The following is an 18207-nucleotide window of genomic DNA, read 5'->3' on the forward strand; positions in this document are numbered from 1 at the left end:
CCGGAGGCTACAATCAATTCGTCAGTTCAAGAGGGGATAAATCCGCTGTTTCTTCTGAAAATTGCTATACTTTTGAAAAGTGCCGGTGATCTGGGCGATGCACCCAGATTACCGGTAACAGGTTTGATGGAATATTGTTAAGTAATTGAATAATTTGAAGACCAAGCACACAATAATAGATGGCGACAGTCGCGAGATGAATCTTGTTGGCGACAAGTCGGTTCACCTTGTGATCACCTCACCGCCATACTGGCAGCTCAAGGACTATGGCACGGACGCACAGATCGGTTTTCATGATAGTTACGAGAGCTATATCAACAATCTGAATCTTGTCTGGAAGGAGTGTGAGCGGGTGCTCTATCCGGGATGTCGTCTCTGCATCAACATCGGAGACCAGTTTGCCCGTTCGGTCTACTACGGCAGGTACAAGGTTATTCCGATCCGGACGGAGATTATAAAGTTCTGTGAGACTATCGGTCTGGACTACATGGGTGCGGTAATCTGGCAGAAGGTAACAACGACCAATACTACCGGTGGAGCTTCAATTATGGGGAGCTTTCCTTATCCGCGTAACGGTATTCTCAAACTTGACTATGAGTTCATCCTGATTTTTAAAAAACCGGGAGATGCTCCAAAGCCGACCAAAGAACAGAAAGAGCACTCGGCAATGACCACGGAGGAGTGGAACACCTATTTTTCAGGCCACTGGAACTTTGCCGGAGCAAAACAGGATGGTCACATTGCCATGTTTCCGGAAGAGCTTCCTCATCGTCTCATTAAAATGTTTGCTTTTCAGGACGATACGGTGCTTGACCCGTTTATGGGAAGTGGCACTACAGCTCTCGCTGCAAAAAATCTTGACCGAAACTCTATCGGGTATGAAATCAACCCCGAGTTTATCGAGATAGCCAAAACAAAGCTCAACAGCAACCAGCAGGATTTTGCCGGGACAGTATATGAGTTTCTGAATGACACGGTAACGGGTGACTTTGCCTCTGCGATTGAACAACTGCCTTACCGGTTTACTGACCCTCACAAGCTCGATAAAAAACTGGATCCGCGAAAACTCACCTTTGGTTCACGGATTGATAATACTGGTTCAGCACAGCGGGAAGAGCTGTTTACGGTCAGGGAGATTCTCAGCCCCGAGAAGGTGCGCTTATCCAACGGGTTGACGGTGAAACTGATTGGTATCAAGCAAGAGCCCTTTATGCACGACCGTGCTGTCGGCTATCTGGTTGAAAAAATTCAGGGAAAGCGGATATTCATGAAGTATGACCGGATGAAATACGACAGCGAGAATAACCTTCTCTGTTATCTCTACCTTGAAAATAAGACTTTCGTCAATGCGCATCTGATCAAAAGCAGGCTGGTCGGTATTGACAGCAGCTATGATTACAAGCAGAAGGAGAAATTTCTAACCCTGTCAGAACAACTCAATGGCTAAAGAGTGGATACTGAACAGCGCAATGAACCGCTTTCAGCTTAATTTCAAGCGAAACGTCGGACCAACTTCCGAGTCTATCAGAACGTGCGCACCCAAATCAGTCGAGGAGTGGCGAGAGTATTACTATGCCCATGTCAAGCCCGAAGAGCATATTGTTGATCTCGGGAAAAAACTCTACGTCAAGATAACCGAGGTGATTGCTGCGGAGGTTGAGGCGGTATCAGAAGAGGATTGCATCACCTACATGAAGCAGCTTGTCATTGACCGGACGTTTGATGGTTACATGACTGAAATCAAAACGGTTTATGGTCAACTGGAGCGCCAGCTCGGAGTGAAAATAGAACCGGCTTCTGACGAGTGGGACAGGTTGTTCAATGTTGACTTTTACATCAAGGCAGGGGAGAAGTTTATCGGACTCCAGATCAAGCCAATCTCGTTCAGTGGAGGAACACAGCTTCCCGAAATTTTCAAGGAAAAATCAATTCAGTCAGAGACTCACCAGCGATTCACCGAGAAGTTTGGCGGGAAGGTATTCTATATCTACTCGTATAAAAGCGGTGAGAAAAAAGAGATCTACAACAAGGATGTTATCGATGAAATCAAGGCTGAGATGAGCAGGCTTGGATTGGTATGATGTTCTCATTTTTCTGTGTCAGCATTCTCGCCTATTGAACAACATCCAGTAATCTGCTTGAATACCCAGAGAGTTGCCGTGTACTTCAGCTCCAGAGGAGCGGCATCTTGGTAGCCGCAGTAAGTCGATGAATACCCCCTCCTATTTTTCCCGCTTCAGCATATGCAGACATCTTCATCTTTAAACCAACCATCCCAAGTCTGATACAGCCTGATATTATGGCAAGATCGCTATAGAATACATGGTATGTTTCGGCAGGGGAGATGCCAGCGCACAGCTCAGATGCAGAGGGAGCTGTTGAGGTAACTGTCAATGAAGATGGCGGTTATGAAGCGACCATTTTAACGAATATTTTCAAAAAGAGACTTTTCTCATGCTTTTGCTGATAAATCGCAGGAAATCTGTGTGTTACAAGGCTATTATTTTGCTTTGCTGCTTGTAATGAAGTGAATAAGTCAGTAATATCCTTTTAATGCCTAGTGATTATGGGTTAAAGCCCATCGGATGTGAGTCACATTCCGCCTTATTTTTTTAGCTTACTGGCGAGGCCTCTCTAACAGGAACGCGCTGGTCAGCGTGTTCCTGTTAGAGAGGCCTCGCCTTGCTTAAAGTAGGCTATTTTTTATATGTTAAGAGAGATTAAAACCAAGAAGTTGTTACAAGAGAATCTCAGTTCTCTTGTTTTTGCATTTAACAATACGAGGGTTTTTCATCCTGTTAATGTTTCTAAATTTGTGTTTTTATGTGGGGCAAATCAATCGAAAAATATAATATCCGAAAGACGTAAGGCTCTTCTCGAATTTGCTAGTAAAAAATTACCGCATACTCAGTTTTTTCTCGCCGAAAAAGTATTTAATACGCTTAAAAACGAAGAACATAAGGGAAATGTTCTTGAGATTGAAAACCTGATATCAGCTTTTTCAGATTATATAATTATTATTCTTGAAAGTCGAAGCGCCTTTGCAGAACTTGGCGCTTTTGCTAATAAAGTCCTTTGCGGTAAATTAATTGTTATTAATGATTTGAAGTTTAAAAATGAAGAATCATTTATCAATGAAGGCCCTATAAAATTTATTGAAGAGTACTCTGGAGCAGATCATGTTATATACTACAAAATGAAAGATGATGGCGTTCATAGTTTAGATGCGATAGGCGACATATATAACGAAATATATGAGTTTTTAAAAGATCCGATTAAGAGCGTAAATACTCCAGTTAATCTTGATGCATGTAATCCCGCTTTGTGTTTTAACAAAGATTCCGCAATGTTTCTTCATGATCTTATTTACATCTCAGGGCCAGTTCAACATAAGGAATTGATCGAAATACTGATATTGCTTTTCGGTAAGCAAAATTTTAATAAAGTAAAGCATTTGTTGGCTATTCTGTCATCGTTTGGTTCTGTTGAAAGAAGTTCAAGTGGTTTGTATCGAAGTAAAATAAATGATACATATTACAAATATAACTTTGACTTAAACAAGATTATTTCGTCTTTTAGAAACTATATGCTCAAATATTATCCTGAGAGGATATATGCATATTCGTGATGCTATCGCTATAGATCTTAGTGTTCCCGTGTCTATAGTGGACGAGGCATTGAAAGAGTCTCGCATTTATGTTAAAAAATTCACTTTGCCTAAGAAGAGTGGTGGTTCAAGAGAAATATTTCATCCCTCCAAGAAGTTAAAAACCGTACAGTATTGGTTGATTTTCAATATTTTAAGCAAATTACCAATACATAGTTCAGCAGTTGCATATCGAGATGGAATTTCAATATTAAATAATGCAAAAAAACATTGCCATAATCGTTTTTTTCTTAAACTTGATCTTAAGGAATTTTTCCACAGTATTGTTTTTAGTGATTTGTTGCCGTTAATTGAGGATTGGTATCAAAATATCAGTGTTGATTGGGTTTTTGGACCCGAAGAAAAAGATTTGATAAGAAAATCTTGTTTTTATAAAGAAGATCGACTTGCTATTGGATACCCTTCATCACCAGTGATTAGCAATGTTGTTATGTATCAGTTTGATCTTAATGTTGAGAGTCTTGTGTCTTCGGGACGTTTTGGAGATGTTTGTTATACTAGGTACGCTGATGATCTCATATTTTCTACGGATAAAAAAGGTGGCTGTAAGGTTTTGTTGAGGGAAATATCCGATTTAATTGGACGTCATAAATCTCCCGATATTACTTTAAACTCCGCCAAGACCAGACTTGGCAGTAGTACTGGTGGCACAGCTTCAGTTACCGGATTAAAGGTTTGCAATAATGGATATATTACAGTTCATAGAAAACAAAAAGATCATATTAGACTATTATTGAGTTTATATGCTAAGGGTGAATTGAAACCTGATGAATATCGATCTTTATTGGGCCATTTGGCATATTGTCATTATGTTGCTCCTTCTTTTTATTCCAGATTAGCACAAAAATATTTTAAAGAAATTCATGAACTCCGTGCCAGCGTATTCTGAATGGATGCTGGCGGTTATGGTCATAATTTTCTGTATTTACTTTCATTTTCCACCTGCTCAAATAAGGTATTGCTTTTGCGTGGTTATATCTGATTCCACCGGTATTCTCTCTCCACCACCATCCTACGGGACGACATTCATTCCGTTCAGTTACGCGAGTTAACCCCTGCCGGGTCATGACTCAGGATATCCTCGGGGTCGGCATGATATAAATGTATTCCTCTTCAATTCCCGGTTATTATTTGCAGGCGATTACCCTGTGTGCACATGAGTCGAAGTCATAGCAGTGTTAAGCGAAAGCGTCAACCCTCGTGATTATTGGTTCCGGATGAAGGTCAGGGTAAAGAGTGAAGATGGCCTTGAGTTGTCGACACTTTGTCGACAACTGAAATTGAAATCTGCTGACGGGAAAATGTGTGCTTTAATGGAATAAACTTCGAACACATTTTTACATTGTATTTGCAGAACGAATGATGAGGTGTTGACGGTTCAACGTTTACCGGAAAACGTGTTCGAAATTGCTGGAATCACCAGTGCTATCGTATAAAACACAGAAAAGAGGCATACCGATGATTACCGCCAGAAAAATTATGCGCCTTAACCCTCAAATCATAGAAAAAGGGGGGAAAAAAGAGTTTGTTGTTTTGCCCTATGAAGAATATCAGGCAATAGAAGAGCTGATGGAAGATTATATGGATCTGATTGATCTTCGGGAAGCAAAAGCCGAAGGGCATGATCAATCATCTGTGCCACTTGATGAGGTGATCAAAGAGCTGAAAAAAGGCTGATATGCGATGAGCAAATCATTCTCAAACAGCTATCGGATATCATCAACCTTGTACCTGCCTCTGTGCCCAGCGTGAAGACTTTTCTAAAGTTACGGTTCAATCGGAGGGGGATTTCCCGAGCCAGGTGTTACGATTGCCGGGTAGCGCTCGGCTGATTCTCATTCGAATCTTTTTCGAAGTTCGGATTTCGCTTGATGCCATTCCACAATCTGCTCTTGGCCTGCGCTCAATCGATGTTCAGTTTTCCGCAAAGCGTTATTGTGCCAGTCTGGAGCTTCTAATGACTCTTTTTCATGCGTCAGATCTTCCCATATGGCTTCCATGACTCTCGGTTTTTCTGCCCGCGAAAGATGAATATTGTGGGACGACACTCATTCCTGTCAGTTACGCGAAACCCCTTACCTGCCATTTTTTCGAAAATCGAAAACGCCTCGTTATTAAGCTCTAATGCCTTCTGAACTATTTGCCGGAGAGGAGCTGATTCCGGTTGCTGTTTTGTTTGAAAAAGGCTACTGGCCGACTGTTTTATGCTGTTTTACCTGGAAGGGAAAACGTCGTTGAAGAATGTATCCTTGTCGAGAGTATCCTGCCAGTTGCGATGGCGTTTTACGCTTTCAAGCTTCTCTTCCTTAGGCAGAGACAAATATCTGACAGCATTGGCATAGCCAAGTTCCTTGAAAAGAATTTCAGTGACCTTTTTGATCAGATCTTTATCGGGCATTAATTTTGTGATGCTCATAACAGTTCCTCCTTTTCGCAAAACGCTACTGGATTACCTACCCAGATTGCCGGGGTAATGGTTTTGCTTTTCTTTGCAAATTTATCGTCACAGGTAATCAATTCCGCTTGAAATGACTCGGAATACGCCAGATGAGCTGCATCAGCAATTCCAAGGCCTTTGCTTACAAAGAATTCAGCCCGATTCCTGGTCAAAAGAGTATTGTGCTCTGAACGGCTTTGAGTTTTCGCTATCAAATAGAGTAACTCTGCTCGTTCAACTTCATTCGCTGTTGCTTCAATTTCTTTCAAATGGACAGGTGACCAAACAAGTTGAAATTTACTTTTCTCCACAGCCGACAAAATTAAGTGAACAGCCGAGGTTTCCATACGGACTCTCAAGTAGGTCTGGTCGTCGTAAGGCCTACAAAGGGTACAGACGTCAAGGTATATCTTTCTCGGCATCGCGTTCCTTTCTTGTAAATATATTCAGAGTTATCACAAATGACAATCATTATTCCGGGTTGCGGGGCGCTATCGACTAACTTGAGGTGATTAAAGAGCTAAAAAAAGGCTGATACAGGAAGATGAACTCAGGTGCACCAAATGGATTCTATCCCCAAGATGGAGGCCATCGCTGACGGAGGCAAATCCGAAAATGGTTATTTCGTTATTGACGGCTAAGACTGTTCAACTTTGCGCATCTGGGTTGCAAAGGTTTCGACGTGTTCATCCCATGCGTAGAGCAAGTCAGGGTCAAAGTCCGCTCCATTTGGCCATACGATTGTTCCTGCTTCATCGTCAACAATCGCTTGTCTGAAAAAGTCATGATTGCGTAGCGGTTCATAGAGTTCACCATACAAAACAGGTTCCAGATTGATTTCCTTTACCGTACCATTATCGAAATGGATACGCAATGAACAGTGGTCGAGAATATCAATGGCCAGGACCTTTATAAATTTATGTTGCATCGTGCGATATCGTGTTGAATTAACGGAGCGGCTCTATTTTGACCGGGGCCTTTCCATCCTGTAACAGATCCCAGTCGGTCAAAAGTTCAAACTGATGAATCTCAGCCCAGACCCGGGAAAATTGTGGGACGACATTCATTCCACTCAGTTACGCCAGTTAACCCCGGAGGGTCGTGACCCGGCACTCAAACGACCAACGCAGGTTGCAGTATGGGATGAGGGGAGTTATCCGGAATTGGGCTATATTGCTGAGAATTTGTACACTATAGTGATACTTAAAGAGAGATAATCATGATTGCAATAAGTACTACAGAGTTGAGGCGTAACCTCCGGAAATACCTTGATATCGCAAATAAGGAACGGGTAATTATCCAGTGCGGGAAGAGCGAAACCTATGAAATTATCCCTGCCCGTAAAATGAGCGATACCGACCGTTATTTTTCGGATCCCAAGGTTGTTGAGCATTTACAGCGCTCTCTTCAGCAGGTAGAAGAGGGTAAAACTATGGTGCTCAAAAAATCAGATATCAAAAATCTTCTACAATCGTAACAGTCCACCTTCTTTCTGTTTACGGCCATTATGACGACCGATAACATAATAACCCATGTACCTACTCTTTGATACGGAATCAACGGGTCTGCCGCGAAACTGGAAGACTCCGGTGACGGACCTGAACAACTGGCCGAGGCTTGTGCAGTTGGCTTATCTCTCTTTTGATGGAGACGGCAATCAAACCGGATCGGGGAACTATATCGTCAAGCCGGAAGGGTTTTCTATTCCGCCGGAGGCTTCCGCAATTCACGGGATAACGACCTCGCAGGCATTGGCTGAAGGGCTGGAGCTGAAGCGTGTGATGGAGGAGTTTTATTCCGAGGTTGAGAGGGCGGAGTGGATTGTGGCTCACAACATGAGCTTTGACGAAAAGATTCTCGGGGCTGAGTTCCTGCGGCTCGGTATGCCGAACATCATGCCCGCGAAGAAGAAGATCTGCACCATGCAGGAATCGGTCGATTTCTGTGCCATCAAAAATTCTTACGGAAACAAGTGGCCCAAACTCTCCGAACTCCATCAGAAGCTCTTCAACTGCGATTTTCAGGAGTCCCATAACGCATCGGTTGACGTAGCCGTCACCGCCAAATGCTTTTGGGAACTCAAACTCCTCGGCGTTATCTAAGCATTCTCTCCCCGGTGAGGGACGATATTTACCGAATTATTCAAAGGGCGAACAACGGCGATAACTGCCCGCCTAAGCTCATAACCTTAATGGATTGATTAAACGCAAGCGGCCAATCATAAAAGAGCTGCACTTCATGATTGGCCGTTGAAGGAAATAACCCGCTTACTTTTTGACGCTCGTCAGGGTTTCTGTGGCCAATTGCGTTATCGTTCCGTCAGGCAAATAACGATAAAGAGTGACAGATTCGGCTGAAATACCGCTTTTCCCGGGTGTTACAACCACAAAAGTCATGATCGGGATATCGTTTTTATCGACCTTGCTGTCAATCCATGTTCCGGAATTGGCGTAAATCTTTTTTGCTTCCTTGTCATTCTCCTTGTCCTTTTGGAAGGGAATAATTTTTGCATCGTGAGTGTGTCCAAAGATGACAATGCGCTTGTCAGAACCTGAATTGGTAAAGTATTGAATTCTTGCCTGGTCATCCGTCTCACTGTTTGAATCGGCCTTTGTGATTGCTGTATCTACCGGTATATGAATAGCCACATTGTTGTGCGTCTGCCTGTCTTCCCATATTTTTTTCGTTGCAATTCTCTTGAACAACGTGACATCGATAACGCCTTTTTTCACCTGAGGCACGAGGTCGTTGATTGAATAGTTTAACGTATAGCCGTCAATGTTGGTTTTTATGATCTTGTCATTCAAACCCTCTTTTATCGGGAACATCTTCATGAGATTGTACCATTGCTGCCAGTATTCATACATCAGAGTTGGCTGGCTGCCGGGAGGTATTATCGGCAGGATTCCGCCCGGAGGCTTTGGCTTGCCTTCTTTCACTGATTGCGTCGCAATGCGAGTAAAAAAATAGCCCGGAGGCAATATGGAGCCCTTTGCAATGGCCCGGTTTGAGAAGGGGTCAGGTGCACAGAAAAAATTGTAACGATGCCCGTGTTCGATAACTATCCCGGGGTGTCCGAGGGGAGAGTATGAACCCAGACCCTGAACATCCCTTGCCTGCGTTATTCCCGGCAGGATACTCTGAACATCGCCGGCTGTAATCAGCAGATCGTGATTTCCCGGCACATAGGTAACCTTGATCCTGCGCTCGTTGATAATCTGCTGAAAAGCATTGATCACCGGTTGATTGTTGTGTGCCAGGGCAGTGACAAAATTACGCTGAGTTCCCCCCCTGAACGTTTCAACATCTGCGGGAATGAACCATTCATCAATAAGATCTCCGGCTATGACCAGCTCCCTTACAGCGGGAGATTGCCGGACCTGGTTCAGAAAGCGGACGAGGGGCTGACGGTTTTTGTTACACTCGGCATAGCTGTCATCGATACCTAAATGGATGTCGCTGATGCAGACGATCTGGCCTTTCTGATTGTACGGGTTGGGAATTACTGTTGTTGCATGCTTAAGGGGCGTTCCATTGCCTTTAACCGAATTTTCAGCGGCCTTAACCTCAAGCCAGCTGCAGCAGCTGAGAATGGCGGTAAACGCGATGAGGAAAAGCCTTACGGGTGATTTTTTCATGGTTAAGCGTTTATGGTTGGTTTATTGCGCCGCTTCTCTCTCCCTGCACCAAAAAATCCTGAGCTCTCTGGCGCAGGGGAGAGGTTATTCATTACAGTCGGAGAAATGCCGCAGCATTATCTCCTGCCATGCGGGAGTTAATGCCGGTATAATGGTTGAAGTACTCCTCAAGTCTCTCATTTGTCATGATGATCATAACAAAATCAGTGCCGAACATAAGGCGCTCCTCAACAATCGGGTGTTGTTTGATTATGGCCTCGATCTCCTGAAGCGAAACATCGGGGCAGTAGGCTATGTCGGCGTAAACGTTCTCGAATCGCTCCATCAGGCTGATGATCTCTGCTGTCCAGTTATCCGGAGCTGATGAGCCCCGGGCGGCGGCACAGGCTTTGATATGATCCGATCCGCCGAAATGGGCGAAATTGATGCGCAATTTGCTGAACTCGCTGTTTTCAAGCACTTCAAGCCAGTTTTGCGGTCTGGCAAAAAAGAGACTTTGAGCGGTATCTCCCTCATGAACCCGCTTAACTGTTGTTTCGTCAAATAGTACGTTCACCACAGTTCCGTCTCTCTTCCGGCTCAGGGTGCTGATTGTGCCGCACTTTGACTGGAACCCACCCGGGGAGGTGTGGCAGGTAATGGGGATATCGTGCTCAATGCAGAGTTTGTAGACAGGATAGAGGTCGGGATGGGAGGGGAGGTATCCGAGAGGACAGTAGAGTTTTACTCCCTGGAATTTACCATCGATTACCTGCTCTTTTACAAGCTGCTCGATTCCGATACGCCGAGGGTCAACGGCCAGAAACGGGAAAACGGTTTCAGGGCTCTTTTTTTTAAGATCCATCAGGGCTTTCAGGTGTTTGCGATACCCCCTCGTCATCTGGACATCGCTGCGGGCAGTCAGCCCTCTCGTTTTGGGCTCTTCACCGGTACCGGATTTAAACTCTCTGATTACGCGGTCAAGCTCCGCAGCAACAGGGGCTGTGCTTGTTGCTTTCAGATCAAGAGCGCGCTCGTTCCGGGAAACCCGCTCTGCACAGGCACGGAGAACCTTTTGTTTCATCTCCTCCGCAAATTCATCAAATGAGTACTGTTCCTGCTCGGCGATCAGCGACGGGGAAAAAGCCGCCCTCTTTTTTTCTGCGGGCAATTTCAGGAGTTTTGATTTCTGCTTACAAGAGGTGCCGTTATCAAACATAAAAAAAATGTCCATCATCAGCGGCGCGGTAATCAACGGCCTGGAGGGTTTCCACTGACTCGCGGTATAGCAGTGCTGTTCATAGTTGTAATTCTCTTCAGGGCTTCTGATGATGGCTGCAAACAATGAGGCGACGTAGTTGATGAGCTTTTCCAGCTCTGGAGGGATGATATTAAGGGCTTTCAGTCTGAGCTGTTCATCCTGTTTATATGGGTAATGGTCATGCAGCCATCTCCATCCGATTTCGAGAAGTTCTTCGAAGGCAAAAGCACCGTTAAAAAAATGGCAGTGAACATCAACGTTTCCGGTCTGCATACTTGCCGCCTTAATGATTCAGTGTGTTGATGGATGTGCTCATATCCGCCTTTGTCCGGGCGAGCCGGATTGCATTCGAGGGGCATGGCGTGTCAAGAGAACAGCTCCGTTCCTGTACATGAAATGCAACACTCAGAAAGCCTTTTCTTCCGGCTTACTACTACAAAATATGTAATTGGTCTGTTTTGCGGAAGTATAAATTCTGTATATGCGCTTCACCTTACCCGTTTATACACTCTATTTACGTTTGCCTGACGATTTTCTCCCCCCGGTTTGATTTTTGTGCATTTTTTAGTCTCCCGTTAATCCCCTCTTAATCTGGCGGTTTTAAATTGTTAACAGTTGAAAGATGATCTATGCTGTGACAGACGAATGAATACGAGCGGAATTGATGAACATCCGGGGGGTTTTGTTTTTTTCGACAGTGTCGGCACAACGCGGAATAAACAGAACCCCCTATTTTTTGCAAGAGAATCATGAAAAAAATAGGGGAGGAGTGATGATGAAGAGGGTAATAAGAGCTGTTGCGTTGCTTTTTGCCTGTATCGGGTTTGCCCGGCAGGCAGAGGCTCAGGAGATGACCCTGGCGATGTTATCGTCGAAATATAACCTTCCACAAGGTCAGGAGACCTACAACCGGGCTTGTGGAGTCTGTCATGATAACGGTGTGATGAATGCACCGAAAGTTTGCAACGTAGCTGATTGGCAGCCACGGATGGCGCAGGGTATGCAGGCGCTCATCAATCATGCTATTGATGGCATCAATACTATGCCTGCAAAGGGGGGAATGGAATCACTGACTCTTGCCCAGTGTTCCGATGCTGTTGCTTATATGATGTCACTGTGTGATATAACAGTGGCCAAAAAATAGCAAAGTATCTTGCTCGGCTCAGTTCCCTGGAGGTTTTACCGCCGTGAAAAGACAAAGGCTTTTCACGGCTTTTTTGTTTCTACTGCAGAGCCCTGATTTTGTCAAAAACCGGTTTATGCGGGTGATTGAGCAGCTCCTCTTCATTTTCGGGCAGGGTGACATGCTTTGCTACGATTTCAAGCATGCGTTTGTCGAGATGCTGTGCGATGTCGAGCATGCGGTCGAGCCGGTTTTTGAGTTCGCTGAGAATGAACTTCTCGGCACTGTTTTTTTTCATTTTCTCAAGAATCTGAGCCATAACCGGAGCTTCAAGATGAAGTGAAACCTCATTGAAGTACTCTATCGGAAGGTCATTGGCATAGCCAACGGCCTGATCAACTCCCATCTTGCCGCATACACCGGCGGCTATCCGCGGTTTGATATGATCGACCATCAGTGGAATGACGACAAAATTCGGGATATACTTGACGATCATCCCTATGGCGTTATAGAGCTCCTCAAATCCGTCGGTCTTGTGGCTGACCAGCGTCTCAGCCCAGGAGAGTATCTGCTGCTGCTGGCTGAACGGAAGCTGGCGCAGTACCTCCGGTACGGGAATATTGGTCCAGGCCAGCGATTTTTCCAGTTCACTCATAGTGGTTCAATTCTTGCTTAGTGGAGGTCTGTGGAATGTCTTGTGTATTGCGAAGTTGATAAAAAAAACAGAGAACAGGAAACAGGAAAATCAGGGATGGTTATCCTCCATCAGCTTAAGGCTGCCAGGGCGGGAGGAAGGGGTAGAATTACATGGAAACAAAACTGAAAGCATTGGTTATATTCCACCCTTTGCAAGATAATAAGGCGACACTATACAGGTGTAGCGATGCCGCAATGATAATATAAGGAACGGTGAAAAGGTATGGTGCTCTTAACAGTTGAAGGATTACAGAAAAAGTATGGTTTGAAACATCTTTTTACCGATGTCTCATTCGGTATAGATGACCGCGACAAGATAGGGATTATCGGGGCGAACGGCAGCGGAAAGAGTACGCTGCTGAAAATTCTTGCCGGGGTGGAAACTCCCGATAAAGGCAAGGTGATGGTGGCAAACCAGAAGCGGATTGCCTATCTCCCCCAGGACTCTCCCTTCGATCCGGATGATACGGTGCTCGAAGCCATTCTGAAATCGAGCGATAAGGTCATGGATCTTATCTATGAATATGAGGTTGTCTGCAAGGAGCTTGAGACAAAACACAGCGAGGATCCCTCGCTGATAGACCGCATGAGCCAGCTTGCCCATGAACTCGACGTCTGCGGAGCCTGGGAGCTGGAGTCGAATGCCAAGACGGTGCTTGGCAAGCTTGGTCTTTATGACCTGGAGGCTAAAATGGGCACCCTTTCCGGCGGTCAGCGCAAGCGGGTAGCCCTTGCCCATGCTCTCGTTGTGCCGAGTGACGGCCTGATACTTGATGAGCCGACCAACCATCTCGATGCCGACAGCGTTGAGTGGCTTGAGCAGTATATCCGCCGCTACCAGGGTGCCGTGCTGCTTATCACCCATGACCGATACTTCCTCGACCGCGTAGCGACACGCATGCTTGAGCTTGACGGTCATACAGCTACAACCTATACCGGAGGGTACTCAAGCTACCTGCAGCAGAAGGCCGAGCAGGAGGAGCAGGCAATACGCGATGACCGCAAACGCCAGGCTCTTGTGCGTCAGGAGCTTGACTGGATGCGCGGCGGCTGCAAAGCCCGCACCACCAAGCAGAAAGCCCGCATGCTGCGTGCTGAAACATTTGTCTATGCACCGAAAAAGGAGAAGCAGAAAGAGCTTGAAATCGGCTTCGGCGCGGGACGGCTCGGTGACAAGATTATCGAGTTTCACAAGGTCTCGAAATCCTATGGCGACAAACTGCTGCTGCACGAATTTGAATACCACCTCCAGAAGGGAGACCGCATCGGCATTATCGGGCCGAACGGTTCGGGCAAAACAACCCTTTTTGATATGATTACCGGGCGCGTCAAACCCGACAGCGGCCATATCGATATCGGCAAAACCGTCAACATCGGCTATTACGATCAGCAGAGCAGGGGACTGGATGACAGCAAGCGGGTTATTGAGTTCATTCAGGAGGAGGCTGAGCAGATCAAGCTGAAGGATGGAACGGTCTTTTCGGCGGCCAGAATGCTTGAGCGTTTTCTCTTTGCCCCCTCAACCCAGTACAGCTATATCCGTACGCTCTCGGGCGGAGAGCGCCGCAGGCTCTACCTGCTCAAGCAGCTTATCGGCTCTCCCAATGTGCTGCTGCTTGACGAGCCGACCAACGATCTTGATATTCCCACGCTCCGGGTGCTTGAGGACTACCTCGACACCTATCAGGGGTGCCTCATTGTGGTCAGTCACGACCGCTATTTTCTTGACCGTACTGTTGAGTATATCTTTGCCTATGAAGCCAATGGCACGGTACGCCGCTACCCCGGCAACTATACCGTCTATCTTGATATGAAGGCTGCTCTGGCGGAGAAGGAGAAGGATGACAGGAAATCGGGATCGAAAGAGCAGCAGAAGATTCTTCCGGTGGTGTCGGCAAAGCCGAAGCAGAGCCGGCTCGGCAGCAAGGAGAAGCGTGAACTTGAACAGCTTGAAAGCTCCATTCATGAGGGCGAAACCCGGCAGTCGGAGATAGCGGCCAAACTTGCTGCAGCCGGCAGTGATTTTGAGCTGCAGCAGAAGCTGGGAACCGAACTGCAGGAGCTTCAGAAGCAGCTTGAGAGGGAGATGGCCAGGTGGACGGAGTTGGCGGAACTGGCCTGAGCTCTCCGCTCTACATCTGTTGCGCGATTCGATTACTTCGTTGAGCGGTGCTCGGAATCCTCATGTACTCTTGTGTACATTCCGGTTCCTGTGCTCCGTTCGCCTCGTACTCAAATCGCTCACGACGATGTAGAGAGGAGCCCTTGAGCTCTCCGCTCTACATCTGTTGCGCGGTGCGTGTTCGGCTTGTTGGACGAGATGGACATCATGGACACCATGAACTGCGAGGTGAAGGGTTTTTGAACCGGTCACGGCGATGTATAGAGGTTACTGTAACGGAAAGAGAGGAATATGCTGACAGCTGAAGCTATATCCGCCCGGCTTGAACTGCTGGGCGATCCCCAGGCGGCATGCTTTGCCTTGAGGTTTTTCAAAACCGGGTCCGGAGAGTACGGCGAAGGGGATCTCTTTCGCGGTATTCGGGTTCCTGTTTTGAGAAAGCTTGCCCCCGCACTGGACAACGTGCCTCCGGAGGAGGTGATCCGTCTGCTTGCTTCTGCGTTTCATGAAGACCGTCTGCTTGCCCTTCTTTTGCTTATCCGCCGTTTTCGCAAGGCTGACGGTGTTGAACAGGAGAGGATCTACAACAGCTATCTGGCCAATACTCTCCACATCAACAACTGGGACCTGGTTGATATTTCGGCGGAGCACATTGTCGGCTCTTTTTTGCGCAATCGTGACCGGGCGCCACTCTACCGGCTTGCTGTTTCGGAGAGCCTCTGGGAGCGCAGGATTGCCATCGTCTCAACCTTTCATTTTATCCGCTGTAATGAGTTTCACGATACCCTTGCGATAGCAGGGATGCTGCTCAACGACCCGGAGGAGCTGATTCACAAGGCTGCAGGCTGGATGCTCCGTGAGGTCGGCAAGCGGGATCAGCCCGCAGAGGAGGAGTTTCTGCGGGTGCACTGCCGCAGGATGCCGAGAGTGATGCTGCGCTACGCCATTGAACGGTTTGAGGAGGGGAAGCGGCAGCGATATCTCAAGGGGCTGGTGTAGCTCACTTTATCTGAAACTCCGGATGACCGGTCTGCCAGAGGGCGAAACTGAGAACATCAGCCAGGGTTTCAAACTCCCGTGTTTTGGTATTACCCATGCCGTGACCGGCTTTGTCGTCGGCAAAAAAGAGTACCGGTTTGCCTGAACGTGTTGCCTTTTGCAGTCGTGCGGCAAACTTTCCCGGCTGCCATGCCGCTACTCTCGGGTCGTTCAGTCCGGTGGTGACAAGCGCCGCCGGGTAGGCGACACGCTTTTTGATGCTGAGATAGGGGTCCATCTCGATGAGAGCCATACACTCCCCCGGATTTTTGATGGTGCCGAACTCCGGCACGTTGACCGGGCCGTTGGGAGTCTCCTCTCCCCTCAGCGGGTTCAATGCACCGACCTGTGCAATCACGGCCGCAAAGAGATCAGGTCGCTCGGTCATGGCTTTTCCTACAAGAATTCCCCCTGCACTGGCTCCGTTGATGGCGATTTTTCCGGCGCCGGTATACCCTTCGGCTTTAAGATACTCTGCACAACTGATCAGGTCTTTCCATGAGTTTGATTTGGTGGTTTTCATGCCGTCGGTGTGCCACTGGTTGCCAAGCTCTCCGCCGCCTCTGACATGAGCAAAGGCAAGTACCCCTCCCCGTATGGTCCAGAGCAGCATATCAGGACTGAAAAAGGGGGTTATGGACCTGCCGTATGCACCGTATCCATAGATAAATGCCGGATTTTTTCCGTCTCGTGCAACCCCTTTGCGGTAGATCACAGAGAGCGGCACCCTGACGCCGTCGTGTGAGGGAACCATCAGCTCTTCAACTACAAGATCCCGGTACTCGGGGTACTCTACCGGAGAGGAGAGTGTCTCTTTGCGGAACTCATGTTTTACACTGTCGAAGCGGTAGCGGCTGCTGTTGTGACTCCATCCGGCAATGATCACCCAGAGATCGGGGAAGCGGAACCCTTTTGATGAGAGATGGATGGTACCCGTTTTGAAGGGAAGTTCCAGCTCCCCTGGCGCAGCACCCGGAGTAAACTCCTTGCGGAAAAGCCCGGCCTCGACACCGTGGCGTGAGTGTGTAAAGTAGATCGCATCACTGCAGAGGGCGAATGAGGTGAGCAGAGCGGTGGAGTCTTCGGGCACAACCGTTTCAGCATGCTGAATGTCGGGATTGCTCAGCGAAGTTTTCAGCACGGTGAACCGGGGGGCATTTTTGGGGGTGTAGAGGTAGATGTCGTTTTTGGTGACGGCAAAATCATGAATTTCATCCGAAGGCTGAAAGAGACTCTTCCAGCTGATTTTCTTTTTTGATAATTCGGAGACAGGGGCATAGTAGATGGTGAGCCGCCGTTCCACGCTTGAGACATTGGCAAAAAGGTAGCCGCTTTTGTCTTCATACTCAACAGCAGGGATCTCTTCGCTTTTGATATGCAGTTCCGGATTGAGCGTGCGTGATAATATCTCCCGGTCGTTGGAGGGGTTGCTCCCGATCCGGTGGAGCAGGGTTTTGCTGTCGCTCTGGGGATTCTGGCCGGATTGTGTAACCGGCCGCAGGCGATTATAGAGAAAGCCGCTGTTATCCGGCAGCCATGACGGAGAGGCAAACCTGCAGCGGTCGATTCTTTCGGGGTAGAGTTTTTTTGCGGCAACATCCATGATGAGGAGGATGCTGTTCTCGGAGCCGTCGGCCGAGACGGCAATGGCCACCTTTGAGCCGTCATTGGAGGGGTAGAGTGCGCTGATTACATACTCTTTTCCGCTTTTTGCAAAGTATTTCCGGGCATCAAAGAGCAGGCGCTCCTTTCCCTCAAACCGGTCGCGACAGTAGAGTCTGCCGGTTTCATCCTCCGGCCGCTCCTTAAGATAGAAGTAGCGGTCGTTGTCGGTAATGGTGAGGTTGTAGACTTTTGATGAACGACGGTTGTCGAACTCATGCATTTTTTCGACGAGCGAGCTCCTTCCGGGGATGCTTTGCAGTGTTTTCCGGGAGGTTTCCGACTGTACTCTGAACCACTTCTGCACCAGTGGATCGCCGGTATTTTCAAAGGAGCGGAAGGGGTCGGCAACTTTTATCCCGTAGTACTCCTCAACCAGATTCTGTTCGAGAGAGGAGAAAACATCCTCTTTCGGAGCTGCGGCTTCAAGAGAGGAGTTTGTAGCCGCGATGAACAGCAGCAGGGTTGCGAGGCGGATGAGCGAGCAGCGTAGTGTCATTATTGTCGTGCAGGTCTTAAAGTGGTTAAGCCGTCCACTCATCAACTGTTTCTGTTTTCACAGCTTCAGAGGCGTTATACTCAAA

Annotated in this window: 18 protein-coding genes; 10 read left to right on the top strand and 8 right to left on the bottom strand. The window is 47.3% G+C overall.

The features are described 5' to 3' along the window. The first annotated feature begins 196 nt into the window (after window positions 1–196). From G9409_RS09675 to G9409_RS09695, 5 genes are all read left to right on the top strand, one after another. Entirely contained in the window at window positions 197–1447 is a 1251-nt protein-coding gene (locus G9409_RS09675) for a DNA methyltransferase (RefSeq protein ID WP_166808592.1), read from the top strand. After that, window positions 1440–2081, top strand: coding sequence for an MjaI family restriction endonuclease (locus G9409_RS09680; protein WP_166808564.1), 642 nt, complete (start codon window positions 1440–1442; stop codon window positions 2079–2081). Before G9409_RS09675 ends, G9409_RS09680 begins: the two co-directional genes overlap by 8 nt. 626 nt (window positions 2082–2707) lie before the next feature. Beyond that, window positions 2708–3628 carry a retron St85 family effector protein gene (locus tag G9409_RS09685; protein ID WP_166808565.1) on the top strand — a complete coding sequence of 307 codons (921 nt, stop codon included), beginning with the start codon at window positions 2708–2710 and terminating at the stop codon, window positions 3626–3628. Next, entirely contained in the window at window positions 3615–4556 is a 942-nt protein-coding gene (locus G9409_RS09690) for a retron St85 family RNA-directed DNA polymerase (RefSeq protein ID WP_166808566.1), read from the top strand. The genes G9409_RS09685 and G9409_RS09690 overlap by 14 nt, the downstream gene beginning before the upstream one ends. A 569-nt stretch (window positions 4557–5125) precedes the next feature. After that, window positions 5126–5344, top strand: coding sequence for a type II toxin-antitoxin system Phd/YefM family antitoxin (locus G9409_RS09695; protein ID WP_208019706.1), 219 nt, complete (start codon window positions 5126–5128; stop codon window positions 5342–5344). Window positions 5345–5502: 158 nt separating this feature from the next. Here the strand turns inward: G9409_RS09695 and G9409_RS09700 are convergent, their stop codons facing one another. The 4 genes from G9409_RS09700 to G9409_RS09715 form a co-directional block, all read right to left on the bottom strand. After that, window positions 5503–5715, bottom strand: coding sequence for an addiction module protein (locus G9409_RS09700; protein WP_328700135.1), 213 nt, complete (start codon window positions 5713–5715; stop codon window positions 5503–5505). A 164-nt stretch (window positions 5716–5879) separates the two neighbouring features. Then, entirely contained in the window at window positions 5880–6083 is a 204-nt protein-coding gene (locus tag G9409_RS09705; protein ID WP_166808568.1) for a hypothetical protein, read from the bottom strand. Further along, on the bottom strand, window positions 6080–6451 hold the full coding sequence (locus G9409_RS09710; RefSeq protein WP_235923293.1) for a PIN domain-containing protein: 372 nt from the start codon (window positions 6449–6451) through the stop codon (window positions 6080–6082). Before G9409_RS09710 ends, G9409_RS09705 begins: the two co-directional genes overlap by 4 nt. A gap of 290 nt (window positions 6452–6741) precedes the next feature. Beyond that, complete coding sequence (locus G9409_RS09715) at window positions 6742–7032, bottom strand: DUF2442 domain-containing protein (RefSeq protein WP_166808570.1); 291 nt, start codon at window positions 7030–7032, stop codon at window positions 6742–6744. Window positions 7033–7323: 291 nt separating this feature from the next. Here G9409_RS09715 and G9409_RS09720 point away from each other — a divergent pair, with 291 nt between their 5' ends. Then, window positions 7324–7581 carry a type II toxin-antitoxin system Phd/YefM family antitoxin gene (locus G9409_RS09720; protein WP_166808571.1) on the top strand — a complete coding sequence of 86 codons (258 nt, stop codon included), beginning with the start codon at window positions 7324–7326 and terminating at the stop codon, window positions 7579–7581. A 55-nt stretch (window positions 7582–7636) separates the two neighbouring features. Continuing rightward, window positions 7637–8206 carry a 3'-5' exonuclease gene (locus tag G9409_RS09725; RefSeq protein WP_166808572.1) on the top strand — a complete coding sequence of 190 codons (570 nt, stop codon included), beginning with the start codon at window positions 7637–7639 and terminating at the stop codon, window positions 8204–8206. Window positions 8207–8371: 165 nt separating this feature from the next. Here G9409_RS09725 and G9409_RS09730 read toward each other — a convergent pair whose 3' ends face one another. Both G9409_RS09730 and G9409_RS09735 read right to left on the bottom strand, forming a co-directional pair. Beyond that, window positions 8372–9742, bottom strand: coding sequence for a metallophosphoesterase (locus G9409_RS09730; RefSeq protein WP_166808573.1), 1371 nt, complete (start codon window positions 9740–9742; stop codon window positions 8372–8374). Between the two features lie 91 nt (window positions 9743–9833). Then, window positions 9834–11255, bottom strand: coding sequence for an amidohydrolase family protein (locus G9409_RS09735; protein WP_166808574.1), 1422 nt, complete (start codon window positions 11253–11255; stop codon window positions 9834–9836). A gap of 499 nt (window positions 11256–11754) precedes the next feature. On the opposite strand from G9409_RS09735, the gene G9409_RS09740 reads away from it, so the two are divergent. Beyond that, complete coding sequence (locus tag G9409_RS09740) at window positions 11755–12126, top strand: c-type cytochrome (protein ID WP_006366394.1); 372 nt, start codon at window positions 11755–11757, stop codon at window positions 12124–12126. Window positions 12127–12205: 79 nt separating this feature from the next. Here the strand turns inward: G9409_RS09740 and G9409_RS09745 are convergent, their stop codons facing one another. After that, window positions 12206–12760 carry a hypothetical protein gene (locus G9409_RS09745; protein WP_166808575.1) on the bottom strand — a complete coding sequence of 185 codons (555 nt, stop codon included), beginning with the start codon at window positions 12758–12760 and terminating at the stop codon, window positions 12206–12208. Between the two features lie 264 nt (window positions 12761–13024). Here G9409_RS09745 and G9409_RS09750 point away from each other — a divergent pair, with 264 nt between their 5' ends. Both G9409_RS09750 and G9409_RS09755 read left to right on the top strand, forming a co-directional pair. Further along, complete coding sequence (locus tag G9409_RS09750; protein WP_166808576.1) at window positions 13025–14923, top strand: ABC transporter ATP-binding protein; 1899 nt, start codon at window positions 13025–13027, stop codon at window positions 14921–14923. A gap of 291 nt (window positions 14924–15214) precedes the next feature. Continuing rightward, window positions 15215–15922, top strand: coding sequence for a DNA alkylation repair protein (locus G9409_RS09755; RefSeq protein ID WP_166808577.1), 708 nt, complete (start codon window positions 15215–15217; stop codon window positions 15920–15922). Window position 15923: 1 nt separating this feature from the next. On the opposite strand, the gene G9409_RS09760 is transcribed toward G9409_RS09755, so the two are convergent. After that, window positions 15924–18122 (bottom strand): prolyl oligopeptidase family serine peptidase, encoded by a 2199-nt coding sequence (locus tag G9409_RS09760; protein WP_166808578.1) that lies wholly within the window; start codon window positions 18120–18122, stop codon window positions 15924–15926. Window positions 18123–18207: the final 85 nt, after the last annotated feature.

The organism is Candidatus Chlorobium masyuteum (assembly GCF_011601315.1).
GTDB classification, from domain to species: domain Bacteria; phylum Bacteroidota; class Chlorobiia; order Chlorobiales; family Chlorobiaceae; genus Chlorobium; species Chlorobium masyuteum.

Bases quoted from the DNA above. Each gene is read 5' to 3' on its own strand.
- G9409_RS09675 (WP_166808592.1), top strand. From the start codon at position 197: ATGAATCTTGTTGGCGACAAGTCGGTTCACCTTGTGATCACCTCACCG.
- G9409_RS09680 (WP_166808564.1), top strand. From the start codon at position 1,440: ATGGCTAAAGAGTGGATACTGAACAGCGCAATGAACCGCTTTCAGCTT.
- G9409_RS09685 (WP_166808565.1), top strand. From the start codon at position 2,708: ATGTTAAGAGAGATTAAAACCAAGAAGTTGTTACAAGAGAATCTCAGT.
- G9409_RS09690 (WP_166808566.1), top strand. From the start codon at position 3,615: ATGCATATTCGTGATGCTATCGCTATAGATCTTAGTGTTCCCGTGTCT.
- G9409_RS09695 (WP_208019706.1), top strand. From the start codon at position 5,126: ATGATTACCGCCAGAAAAATTATGCGCCTTAACCCTCAAATCATAGAA.
- G9409_RS09705 (WP_166808568.1), bottom strand. From the start codon at position 6,083: ATGAGCATCACAAAATTAATGCCCGATAAAGATCTGATCAAAAAGGTC.
- G9409_RS09710 (WP_235923293.1), bottom strand. From the start codon at position 6,451: ATGGAAACCTCGGCTGTTCACTTAATTTTGTCGGCTGTGGAGAAAAGT.
- G9409_RS09715 (WP_166808570.1), bottom strand. From the start codon at position 7,032: ATGCAACATAAATTTATAAAGGTCCTGGCCATTGATATTCTCGACCAC.
- G9409_RS09720 (WP_166808571.1), top strand. From the start codon at position 7,324: ATGATTGCAATAAGTACTACAGAGTTGAGGCGTAACCTCCGGAAATAC.
- G9409_RS09725 (WP_166808572.1), top strand. From the start codon at position 7,637: ATGTACCTACTCTTTGATACGGAATCAACGGGTCTGCCGCGAAACTGG.
- G9409_RS09730 (WP_166808573.1), bottom strand. From the start codon at position 9,742: ATGAAAAAATCACCCGTAAGGCTTTTCCTCATCGCGTTTACCGCCATT.
- G9409_RS09735 (WP_166808574.1), bottom strand. From the start codon at position 11,255: ATGCAGACCGGAAACGTTGATGTTCACTGCCATTTTTTTAACGGTGCT.
- G9409_RS09740 (WP_006366394.1), top strand. From the start codon at position 11,755: ATGATGAAGAGGGTAATAAGAGCTGTTGCGTTGCTTTTTGCCTGTATC.
- G9409_RS09745 (WP_166808575.1), bottom strand. From the start codon at position 12,760: ATGAGTGAACTGGAAAAATCGCTGGCCTGGACCAATATTCCCGTACCG.
- G9409_RS09750 (WP_166808576.1), top strand. From the start codon at position 13,025: ATGGTGCTCTTAACAGTTGAAGGATTACAGAAAAAGTATGGTTTGAAA.
- G9409_RS09755 (WP_166808577.1), top strand. From the start codon at position 15,215: ATGCTGACAGCTGAAGCTATATCCGCCCGGCTTGAACTGCTGGGCGAT.
- G9409_RS09760 (WP_166808578.1), bottom strand. From the start codon at position 18,122: ATGACACTACGCTGCTCGCTCATCCGCCTCGCAACCCTGCTGCTGTTC.